General features: G+C 70.9%; 11 protein-coding genes and 1 pseudogene. 8 read left to right on the forward strand and 4 right to left on the reverse strand.

Going from position 1 to position 9,910, the window contains the following annotated elements; genetic code table 11:
- Window positions 1–48: 48 nt before the first annotated feature.
- Together ACLQ2N_RS25950 and ACLQ2N_RS25955 are read right to left on the reverse strand one after the other, a co-directional pair.
- Window positions 49–1,443, reverse strand: a complete 1,395-nt coding sequence (locus tag ACLQ2N_RS25950) for an ATP-binding protein (protein ID WP_425816547.1) — start codon at window positions 1,441–1,443, stop codon at window positions 49–51.
- 15 nt (window positions 1,444–1,458) lie between these two features.
- Window positions 1,459–2,151 (reverse strand): response regulator transcription factor, encoded by a 693-nt coding sequence (locus ACLQ2N_RS25955; RefSeq protein ID WP_425816548.1) that lies wholly within the window; start codon window positions 2,149–2,151, stop codon window positions 1,459–1,461.
- Window positions 2,152–2,479: 328 nt separating this feature from the next.
- Between ACLQ2N_RS25955 and ACLQ2N_RS25960 the strand changes: the two genes are divergently transcribed.
- The 8 genes from ACLQ2N_RS25960 (at window position 2,480) to ACLQ2N_RS25995 (ending at window position 8,774) form a co-directional block, all read left to right on the forward strand.
- Window positions 2,480–3,268, forward strand: a complete 789-nt coding sequence (locus ACLQ2N_RS25960) for an amino acid ABC transporter ATP-binding protein (RefSeq protein WP_361025186.1) — start codon at window positions 2,480–2,482, stop codon at window positions 3,266–3,268.
- A 69-nt stretch (window positions 3,269–3,337) separates the two neighbouring features.
- Window positions 3,338–4,180, forward strand: coding sequence for a glutamate ABC transporter substrate-binding protein (locus ACLQ2N_RS25965; RefSeq protein WP_425816549.1), 843 nt, complete (start codon window positions 3,338–3,340; stop codon window positions 4,178–4,180).
- A 75-nt stretch (window positions 4,181–4,255) separates the two neighbouring features.
- Entirely contained in the window at window positions 4,256–4,921 is a 666-nt protein-coding gene (locus tag ACLQ2N_RS25970; protein WP_425816586.1) for an amino acid ABC transporter permease, read from the forward strand.
- A complete protein-coding gene (locus tag ACLQ2N_RS25975; RefSeq protein ID WP_425816550.1) occupies window positions 4,918–5,829 on the forward strand; it encodes an amino acid ABC transporter permease in 912 nt (303 codons plus the stop codon). The genes ACLQ2N_RS25970 and ACLQ2N_RS25975 overlap by 4 nt, the downstream gene beginning before the upstream one ends.
- Before the next feature lie 203 nt (window positions 5,830–6,032).
- The gene (locus tag ACLQ2N_RS25980; protein ID WP_425816587.1) at window positions 6,033–7,649 is read left to right on the forward strand and encodes an FAD-dependent monooxygenase; all 1,617 of its coding nucleotides are present in this window, start codon (window positions 6,033–6,035) and stop codon (window positions 7,647–7,649) included.
- A 32-nt stretch (window positions 7,650–7,681) separates the two neighbouring features.
- Window positions 7,682–7,768, forward strand: coding sequence for a putative leader peptide (locus ACLQ2N_RS25985; protein WP_311307652.1), 87 nt, complete (start codon window positions 7,682–7,684; stop codon window positions 7,766–7,768).
- 104 nt (window positions 7,769–7,872) lie between these two features.
- A complete protein-coding gene (locus ACLQ2N_RS25990; protein WP_425816551.1) occupies window positions 7,873–8,388 on the forward strand; it encodes a cysteine dioxygenase in 516 nt (171 codons plus the stop codon).
- The gene (locus ACLQ2N_RS25995; RefSeq protein WP_425816552.1) at window positions 8,385–8,774 is read left to right on the forward strand and encodes a rhodanese-like domain-containing protein; all 390 of its coding nucleotides are present in this window, start codon (window positions 8,385–8,387) and stop codon (window positions 8,772–8,774) included. The genes ACLQ2N_RS25990 and ACLQ2N_RS25995 overlap by 4 nt, the downstream gene beginning before the upstream one ends.
- Before the next feature lie 43 nt (window positions 8,775–8,817).
- On the opposite strand, the gene ACLQ2N_RS26000 is transcribed toward ACLQ2N_RS25995, so the two are convergent.
- Both ACLQ2N_RS26000 and ACLQ2N_RS26005 read right to left on the reverse strand, forming a co-directional pair.
- On the reverse strand, window positions 8,818–9,057 hold the full coding sequence (locus ACLQ2N_RS26000; RefSeq protein WP_425816553.1) for a hypothetical protein: 240 nt from the start codon (window positions 9,055–9,057) through the stop codon (window positions 8,818–8,820).
- A 50-nt stretch (window positions 9,058–9,107) separates the two neighbouring features.
- A pseudogene (locus ACLQ2N_RS26005) lies at window positions 9,108–9,467 on the reverse strand (ABC transporter permease); the annotation flags it as partial.
- Window positions 9,468–9,910: the final 443 nt, after the last annotated feature.

The raw sequence follows: 9,910 nt of genomic DNA on the forward strand, positions 1-9,910 counted from the left end.
GGCCTTCCCCGGCCGCGCGGGGCGGCTGCGGGAGTGCGGGCGCGCTCCTCAGCCCTTGGGGTCGTGGCGCGGCACGGAGACCGTCACGCTGAGCCCGGACGGTTCCCTGCGCGCGTACGAGAGCGAGCCTCCGCCCGCCGCGAGGAGCGCCTGCGAGATGGAGAGGCCGAGGCCCGAGCCCTGGACGTTCTGGTGCTGGGAGCTGCGCCAGAAGCGGTCCCCGACGCGTTCCAGCTCCTGGTCGGTGAGGCCGGGGCCGCCGTCCGCGACGACCACTGTCACGTCCTGGCTGCCGGAGGCGACGGTGACGCGGACCTCCTCGCCGGCGGGCGTGAATTTGAGGGCGTTGTCGATGATGGCGTCGAGCGCGCTGGACAGGGCGATGGGGTCCGCCCAGGCGGTGACGGCGGGCGGTCCGTCGGCCCGGAGCCGTACGCCCTTCTCCTCGGCCACCGGCCGCCAGGACGCGACCCGTTCGGCGGTGAGGGCGCCGATGTCGGTGAGCCGGAGGTCGCTCTCGGCGTGCTCGGCGAGCGCGAGGTCCAGGAGGTCGTCCAGGACCTGGCCCAGGCGGCGGCCCTCGGTGCGCACGGAGGCGATCTCCTCGTTGCCCTCCGGCAGTTCGAGGGCGAGCAGTTCGATGCGCAGCAGCAGGGCGGCCAGCGGGTTGCGCAGCTGGTGGGAGGCGTCGGCGACGAAGGCGCGCTGCTGCTCCAACACGTCCTCGACGTTGTCGGCCATCTCGTTGAACGAGCGGGCCAGCCGCCTGAGTTCCGGCGGGCCGCCGGACGCGGCGACCCGGGAGCGCATCCGGCCGCTGGCGATGTCGTGGGCCGCGGCGTCCAGGGTTTTGACAGGCAGCAGGACCCAGCCGGTGAGCCGGATCGCGGCACCGACGGCGACGAGCATCGCGACCGCCTCGCCCGCCGCGATCAGCAGCCAGCCGCGGATCGTGTCGCCGCGCATCTGGCCGGTGGGCGAGTCGATGACGACGACGGCGATGACGTCCCCGTCGCGCACGACGGGCGAGGCGACGACCACGCGGCCGTTCTGCCAGGGCCAGACCTGGGGCGGGTCGTGGCTGCGGCGGCCGAGCAGCGCCTCGCTGAACGCGGCGCGCCCCTCCCCCTCGACGGGCAGCCGCCAGGCTTCCGGGGCCTTCGCCATGGCGGAGTCGTCGCGGTAGAAGACACCGGCGCGGATCCCGTAGACCGAGTTGTACGTCTCCAACTCGGTCTGGAGGGTACGGCGCCGTTCGTCGTAGCCGCGGGTGCGCTCGGTGATGAACTGGGCGAGTGCGGCGAAGCGTGCCGTGTCGTCGATGCGGTCGATCACGACGCGCTGTTGTTCGGCGGCGGCCACACTGACGGCGAGCGGGAAGCCGAGGGCGAGCAGGACACTCGCCATCAGGACGATGAGCAGCGGGAGCAGCCGGGTACGCACCGGGGACGTACGCCTCTACGCGGACGGGGAGACGAGGCGGTAGCCGACCCCGCGCACCGTCTCGATCAGGGCGGGCAGCCGCAGTTTGGAACGGAGCGAGGCGACGTGCACCTCCAGCGTGCGGCCCGTTCCCTCCCAGCTGGTGCGCCACACCTCGCTGATGATCTGTTCGCGGCGGAAGACCACACCGGGCCGCTGGGCGAGCAGCGCGAGCAGGTCGAACTCCTTGCGGGTGAGCTGCACTTCCGTGCCGTCCACACTGACCCGGCGGGTGGGCAGCTCGATGCTGACGTGCCCCAGGCGCAGCGCCGCGACGGGCGTGGACACGGTGTCCTCGTTGCTCGCCTTGCGCCGGCTGACCGCGTGGATACGGGCCAGCAGTTCGCCGGTGTCGTACGGCTTGGTCACGTAGTCGTCGGCGCCGAGGTTGAGTCCGTGGATGCGGGAGCGTACGTCGGCACGGGCGGTGACCATGATCACCGGCACGGAACTGCGCTTGCGGATCTTCCCGCACACCTCGTAGCCGTCCTGGTCGGGAAGGCCGAGGTCGAGGAGGACGACGCCGAAGGGCTCGGTGTCCGCGGGCAGGAGCGCCTGCAGGGCCTCGTCGCCGCTGCGGGCGTGGACCACCTGGAAGCCGTGCCGGGCGAGGATCGCGGACAGGGCGGCGGCGACGTGGTTGTCGTCCTCGACGAGCAGCAGTCTCATGGCCCCCCTCTTGGCAGCGGTGCGGGTCGGCGGTCGGTCCGCATGGTCGTGTACGCCCCCGGTCACTTCCCCGTTCCGGGGTGTTTCACGTAGGGGTGTACCAGGGAATCCACGCCGATCAGGGGTGGACAGTCAAGGGCCTGTCCGGTGTATCCGGGTTTCCGTTATGCACCCGGTACGGCCGGTACGACCGGCGTGACGTCCCGTTCACGCGGAGTGTCCGGTTGCCGCCGGATCGTTATGCTCAATTTCCGCTCAGATGTAATGACGTTCGTAGCACTGCGTCACTAGGGTCCTTCCCAACCGAGGAGGACGGAGCAAGAAGCCGATGAGCGGAGTTTCAGTGACCAAGGGCGCCGAGGACGCTGCACCCGCGCCCGCCGGCGATCTGGTTGTGCTGAGCAACGTCAACAAGCACTTCGGCGCGCTGCATGTGCTCCAGGACATCGACCTGACGATCGCCCGCGGCGAGGTCGTGGTCGTCATCGGGCCGTCCGGGTCCGGTAAGTCCACGCTGTGCCGCACGATCAACCGCTTGGAGACGATCGACTCGGGCGCGATCACGATCGACGGGAAGCCGCTGCCCGCGGAGGGCAAGGAGCTGGCGCGGCTGCGGGCCGACGTCGGCATGGTCTTCCAGTCGTTCAACCTCTTCGCCCACAAGACGGTCCTGGAAAACGTGATGCTCGGCCAGCTGAAGGTCCGCAAGACGGACAAGAAGGCGGCCGAGGACAAGGCGCGTGCGCTGCTCGACCGGGTGGGCGTCGGAACCCAGGCCGACAAGTACCCCTCCCAGCTGTCCGGCGGCCAGCAGCAGCGCGTCGCGATCGCCCGGGCCCTGGCGATGGACCCGAAGGTCATGCTCTTCGACGAGCCGACCTCCGCGCTCGACCCGGAGATGATCAACGAGGTGCTGGAGGTCATGCAGCAGCTCGCCCGCGAGGGGATGACGATGGTCGTCGTCACCCACGAGATGGGCTTCGCGCGTTCCGCGGCGAACCGGGTCGTCTTCATGGCGGACGGGAAGATCGTCGAAGAGGCCACGCCCGACCAGTTCTTCAGCAACCCGCGCAGTGACCGGGCCAAGGACTTCCTGTCGAAGATCCTTCACCACTGATGGAGCCTTCAGCACCGGCTTCCGTACCTGCTGATCACTCACATCACGTCAAATCTAGGGAATCTCACCATGCAGCTTCGTAAGGTCACCGCCGCCTCGGCCGCCGTGCTCGCCCTCGCCCTCACCGCCACCGCCTGTGGTTCCGACGACAAGGACGACTCGGCCGGTTCGGGTGGCGGCAAGAAGATCACCATCGGCATCAAGATCGACCAGCCGGGTATCGGCCTGAAGACCCCGGACGGCAAGTACACCGGCTTCGACGTCGACGTCGCCACGTACGTCGCCAAGGAACTTGGCTACGACGCCAAGAACATCGAGTTCAAGGAGACGAAGAGCGCCGACCGCGAGACGGCGATCTCGCGCGGTGACGTCAAGTTCATCGTCGCTTCCTACTCGATCAACGACGAGCGCCTGCAGAAGGTCGACTTCGCCGGTCCGTACCTGCTGGCCCACCAGGACATCCTGGTCCGCGCGGACGACGACTCGATCAAGAAGCCCGAGGACCTGAACAACAAGAAGCTCTGCTCGGTCACCGGTTCGACCTCGGCGCAGAACGTCCACGACAAGCTGGCCCCGAAGGCGCAGCTGCAGGAGTACGGCGGCTACTCCGAGTGCCTGACCGGCCTGGAGAACAAGGCCGTCGACGCGCTGACCACGGACGACAGCATCCTCGCCGGCTACGCCTCGCAGGACGTCAACAAGGGCAAGTTCAAGCTGGCCGGCTTCAAGATGACCAACGAGAACTACGGCATCGGTCTGAAGAAGGGCGACGCCGACCTCAAGAAGAAGATCAACGACGCGCTGACCAAGATGGTCAAGGACGGTTCGTGGGACAAGGCGGTCGAGACCAACTTCGGGCCGGCCGGCTACAAGAACGAGCCCGCCCCGAAGATCGGCAACGTCGTCAAGTGAAGCAGGGCTGACCGGGCGCGCCGCCGCTGAACGACGGCGCGCCGCGCCCTCCTACACGTGGAAGCACGGGAGATCGTGTTCGACTTTCTTGATGGTTATGACCTGCTGGGGGCCTTCTGGGTCACGGTGAAGCTCACCGTGTTCTCCGCCCTCGGCTCCCTCATATGGGGAACGCTGCTGGCCGGCATGAGGGTCAGCCCGGTCCCCCTGATGCGCGGTTTCGCGACCGCCTATGTGAACGTGGTCCGGAACATTCCGCTGACCGTGATCATCATGTTCGCTTCGCTGGGTCTGTACTCCACGCTCAACATCGCCCTCGGCGCCACCGACATCAAGGTCGTCAACTTCCGGCTCGCGGTGCTCGCCTTCGTCGTCTACACCGCGTCGTTCGTGTGCGAGTCCCTGCGTTCGGGCATCAACACGGTGCCGGTCGGCCAGGCGGAGGCGGCCCGGGCACTCGGGCTCGGCTTCGGCCAGGTGCTGCGGCTGATCGTCCTCCCGCAGGCGTTCCGGTCGGTGGTCAACCCGCTGTCCAACGTACTCATCGCGCTGACGAAGAACACCACCGTCGCTTCGGCGATCGGTGTGGCGGAAGCCTCGTATCTGATGAAGGGGATGATCGAGAACGAGGCACAGCTGCTGCTGATCTCGGGCATCTTCGCCCTCGGCTTCATCATCCTGACCCTCCCGACCGGTCTCATCCTCGGCTGGGTCGCCAAGAAGGTGGCGGTGAAGCGATGAGTTCCGTCCTCTACGACGCGCAGGGGCCCCGCGCCAAGCGGCGCAACCTCCTGTACACCGTGCTCTTCGTGCTGGCCGCCGCGGCGGTGGTGTGGTGGGTGTACGACGGCCTCGCCGAGAAGCACCAGCTCGACTGGGTCAAGTGGAAGCCGTTCTTCGCCGGCACCCAGGCGTGGGAAACGTTCATCTGGCCGGGCTTCCAGAACACGATCAAGGCGGCATTCTTCGCCCTGATCATCGCACTGCCGCTGGGTGCGCTCTTCGGCATCGGGCGGCTCTCGGACCACCGCTGGGTGCGCGTTCCGAGCGGGGTGGTCGTGGAGTTCTTCCGCGCCATTCCCGTACTGCTGCTGATGATCATCGCCAACCAGGCGTACTCCGAGTACACCGACCTCGATCCGGACACGCGTGTGCTGTACGCCGTGGTGACGGGCCTGGTGCTCTACAACGCCTCGGTGCTCGCCGAGATCGTGCGGGCCGGCATCCTGACGCTCCCCCGCGGGCAGACGGACGCGGCCAAGGCGATCGGCATGCGCAAGGGCCAGACGATGGTCTTCGTGCTGCTGCCGCAGGCGGTCACCGCGATGCTGCCGGCCATCGTCAGCCAGCTCGTGGTGATCGTGAAGGACACCGCCCTCGGCGGCGCGGTGCTCGCCTTCCCGGAGCTGCTCGCGTCGGTCCGGCCGATGTCCGCGAACTACGGTTCCAACACCATCGCATGCTTCACGATCGTCGCGGTGGTCTACCTCGCGCTGAACTTCGCCCTGACGTCCTTCGCGAGCTGGCTGGAGCGGTGGCTCCGGCGCGGGAAGAAGAGCACGGGCGCGGTCGTGGGCACCGGCCCGGGGGGCGAACTGGAGACGATCGGTGCGCCGTCGCTCAACGTGGACGACGGACGCGCCGTCTGACGGCTCGTCGCACGACGCCCGCGAGGGGCGGTGGCACACCTGCCACCGCCCCTCGCCGCGTTCCGGCGTCGCTTGACGCAAGCACCGGCAGTAGGTTGCATACGTTCTGTGATCGCGCACCGAGTCCCCGACGCCGCAGCACTCCCTTCGACGCCCGCGCACCTTCCGTTCCGTTGCACCAGCCTCTCGACGGGGGACGCGCCGTGGACCCGGTGATCGTCGTCGGCGCCGGGCCGGTCGGCCTGGCGCTCTCGCTCGCCCTCGCCGCGCAGGGCGTGCCGTCCGTGCTGCTCGACGAGGACCCCGACAACGACGAGACCCGCCCCGCCCGCACGGTCGTCCTGCGCGAGGACACCGCGGCCTTCCTGGAGCGGCTGGGCTGCAAGGCGCTACGGGACGAGGGGCTGCGCTGGTCCGGCTGGCGTTCGGTGCGGCGCAGGCATCTGGTGCGCGAGCTGCCCCTCGGCGAGGACCCGGTCCCGGGCAGCGGTGTGCCGGCCGCCCCCGTCCACGTACCGCAGCACGCGCTCGTACGGGGTCTGCGCGACGCGGTGGCCGCGCAGGAGCTGGTGGGGACCGCCGGGCCCAGCCGGATCGACACCCTGGAGCAGGACCCTGACGGGGTCACCGTGCACACCAGGGAGCCCGGATCGACCTGGTGGCGCGGGAGTTACCTGGTCGGCTGCGACGGGGCCCGGTCCACCGTGCGCAAACTCCTCGACATCCGGTTTCCCGGGCGTACGGCGGTGGAACGGCACGCCGTGGCCGCACTGCGCGCCGAGCTGCCCCGGCCCGGCGAGGCCGTGCTGCACCGGTCGCCCCCGTGGCGCACCGGGGGCGCCGAGGTGACGGCCAGGCCCTTGCCCGACGACGTGTGGCGGCTGGACTGGCTGCTGCCCGCGCGCGGCGAACTGGTCACGCCGGACGCGCTGGTCACCCGGGTCCGGGACACGCTGGCCGGCTGGTGCGGCGAGACTCCCCCGTACGAGCTGCTGGACACCGGGGTCTACACGCTGCACCACCGGCTGGCCCGCCGGTGGCGGGTGAAGCGGTCCTTCCTGGCCGGGGACGCCGCCCATCTGCTGGGCGCCCTGGGAACCCAAGGGCTCGACGAGGGGCTGCGGGACGCGGAGAACCTGGCCTGGAAGCTGGCCCTGGCCTGGCACCACGGGGCGTCCGACGCGCTCCTCGACAGCTATCAGGCCGAGCGACGGGCCGCCGTCGCCGCACGGCTGCGTGCCGCCGACCAGTCGCTGCCGATACTGCGGGGCGGCGGGGGTCTGCGGACGCTCGTACCGGGGAGCGCACGGGGGCACGACACCCTGCTGATGGACGGGCATCTGGGCTGCGGCCCCCTCGGTGCGCCCCCCTCCTACGCCCTGTCCCCCCTTGCGCCCGCGCGCACCGAGGCGCACACCTCGGTGGGCACGCCCCCCGGTGCGCCGGTGACCGATGTGCGGGTCACGGCGCCCGACGGCACCCCGGTGCGGCTGCGGGAGCGGCTGGGACAGGGGCAGTTGCTCGTGGTGCTGGTGGCGCCCGGCACCGGAGTGTGGGACCGGCGCCACTGGATGCGCGCCGGAGTGATGCCCCGGCTGGCGGAGGCCGTCGCGGGGCTGCCGGTGAAGGCCGAACTGCTGGTGGCGGAGAGCTATCCGGGGGCCTCCGCGCACACGGTCCTGCTGGTCAGGCCGGACGGGCATCTCGTGGAGGCGTTCGGCGGGGTGCGTCCGGCCGAGCTGTTCGCGGCAGCGGACGCGGCGCGCGGCGGCGCGGCCCGGACGTCGGTGCGTGCCGACAGGACCGCGGACGTCAATTGACCCGCACGGGCGCGCATGGTCTACTCCCGGTCATGACCGACACCGATGTGCGCCTGTGGCGGAGGGTCCATATGGACCTGCTCCGCTATGCGGGCTGCGTGTGTCGCCCTTCCTGCTGAATCGCCTTCACCTGACTTCGCCGTGCGCTGTGCCGTACGGCGGGGCGTCCGCGCGAACTCTCAGGACGGTCTCCGTGTCTGCCTCTCCCTTCCCCGCTGTCCCCGTGCCCACGCGCACGTCCGCTCCGGCTCCGACCGCGGCGGAACTGCTCGACTTCGTCCGCCGCACCGCCGAGGACACCGCACTCATCGCCTCCCTTCCCCTCGACCCCGAGGGCCGGACCTGGATCCGGCTCGACGGTCCCGGTGGCAGCGAGGCGTGGCTGATCGGCTGGCCGCCGGGTACCGGCACCGGCTGGCACGACCACGCCGACTCGGTCGGCGCCTTTCTCACCGCGGCCGGCACGCTCAGGGAGCACTCCCTCGCGGCCCGGCTGCCCACCGACGGCTGGAAGACCTTGGAACTGGCCGAGGACATCGACCGCACCCGGGAACTGACCCCCGGCCGGGGCAGGGCCTTCGGCCGCCATCACGTCCACGAGGTGCTGAACGAATCCCTCACGGACCACGCCGTCTCCGTCCACGCGTACTACCCGCCGCTGCCACGCATCCGGCGCTACAGCCGTACGGGCGCGGTGCTCCGCCTGGAGCAGACCGAGAAACCCGAGGACTGGCAGTGAGCGACGAACACCTTGGGATCGATGAGTTGCTGGAGCGAGTCAGGGCCGGTTACGAACGGCTCGGCCCGCAGGAGGCGTGGGCGGCGGCCTCCGAGGGCGCCCTGCTCGTGGACATCCGCTACGCGGAGCTGCGCGAGCGGGACGGGCTGATCCCGGGGGCGCTGGTCATCGAGCGCAACGAGCTGGAATGGCGGCTGGACCCGCGGGGAAGCCACCGTGTCCCGGAGGCGGTGGACCACGGCCTGCGGGTGGTGGTGATCTGCAACGAGGGGTACGCGTCGAGCCTGGCGGCCGAGTCGCTGCACCGCCTCGGCCTGTACCGGGCGACGGATCTGGTGGGCGGCTTCCAGGCGTGGCGCGCGGCGGGCCTTCCGGTCGAGACGTGAGACGAGGGGGGCGGCTCGGGCCACCCCCCTCATTGCCTTCTCGTCACCGGCCCGCGGCCACCTCCACCGGACGGGTCCGCAGCGCGAACCGTCCGGGCAGCGCCGTCGCGACCAGGGCGAGCAGCGCGGCGACGCCGACCACGGCCCCAGACACCAGGGGCAGGACACAGGGCGCCGCGCTCCCCGTCATGCCGATGCTGAACGCGGTCAGCACGGCTAGCGCGATACCGGTGCCGAGGGCCGCGGAAATCACCAGGACCGACAGGGTCTCGGTGCGGAGCATCCGCAGCACCTGGCGGCGGGTGGCGCCGGCGAGCCGTGGGCGGGGAGCCCGAGCGGCTGGGCGAGGAAGGTCACTTCGGGGACGACCGCGCGGACACCCGGCAGGTGGCGCAGCCGGTCGGCGGTGGCTGCGGGGAGCCAGGCCCGTTCGGCGACGGGCTGCGCCTTGTGCGTGGTCGTCGTCTTGCCGTTGCCCTTGTGCTTGACGGTCGTGCGGTGGACGTTCTGGTCGGCCGAGACGATCAGCGGGGTGGCCGCGTACCGCTCGATGGTGATCCGGCCGCGCAGGCCGGTCTCCAGCAGGGTGCCGCAGGCGGTGACGAGTGCGGCGGCACACATGAGGGCGAGGAACGCCCCGAGGAATCCCGCCTTGCGGTGCCGGATCGTCCGCAGGGCATAGCGCAGCATCATGAGGCGTCCGTCTCCGGTCGGCCGGTGAGGGTGGACGGGGCCGTGCGGTCCGGGTGCGGCCGCCTGCGGGAGCGTGGCGCAGTTGGGGGGCAGGCGTGGCTCCCTACGTGGGCGAGGTGCGGCCGCGTCGAAGACGGGGAGCGGCTCACCGCCCGGCACCGCGCTCAGGAGCGGCCGGCGGGGCTGCGGCGTACGGCTGCGCGCGGTACGCGGATGCGCGTCCGCGCAGGGCGGCGGTGCGGCTCAACGCCGGACGCCTGGGCCGGGGCAGGGCTGTGAGACCGGCGCACCGCCGGACGCCGGGGCCAGGGGGCGCGAGACCGGCGCACCGCCGGACGCGCGACTTCGCGCCAGGGGGCGGCGCCGCTCACCGCCCGGCACCGCGCTCAGGAGCGGCCGGCGGGGCTGCGGCGTACGGCTGCGCGCGGTACGCGGATGCGCGT

The organism is Streptomyces sp. DT224 (genome assembly GCF_049844595.1).
Classification (GTDB): Bacteria; Actinomycetota; Actinomycetes; order Streptomycetales; family Streptomycetaceae; genus Streptomyces.

Bases quoted from the DNA above. Each gene is read 5' to 3' on its own strand.
- ACLQ2N_RS25955 (WP_425816548.1), bottom strand. From the start codon at position 2,151: ATGAGACTGCTGCTCGTCGAGGACGACAACCACGTCGCCGCCGCCCTG.
- ACLQ2N_RS25960 (WP_361025186.1), top strand. From the start codon at position 2,480: ATGAGCGGAGTTTCAGTGACCAAGGGCGCCGAGGACGCTGCACCCGCG.
- ACLQ2N_RS25965 (WP_425816549.1), top strand. From the start codon at position 3,338: ATGCAGCTTCGTAAGGTCACCGCCGCCTCGGCCGCCGTGCTCGCCCTC.
- ACLQ2N_RS25975 (WP_425816550.1), top strand. From the start codon at position 4,918: ATGAGTTCCGTCCTCTACGACGCGCAGGGGCCCCGCGCCAAGCGGCGC.
- ACLQ2N_RS25985 (WP_311307652.1), top strand. From the start codon at position 7,682: ATGACCGACACCGATGTGCGCCTGTGGCGGAGGGTCCATATGGACCTG.
- ACLQ2N_RS26000 (WP_425816553.1), bottom strand. From the start codon at position 9,057: ATGCTCCGCACCGAGACCCTGTCGGTCCTGGTGATTTCCGCGGCCCTC.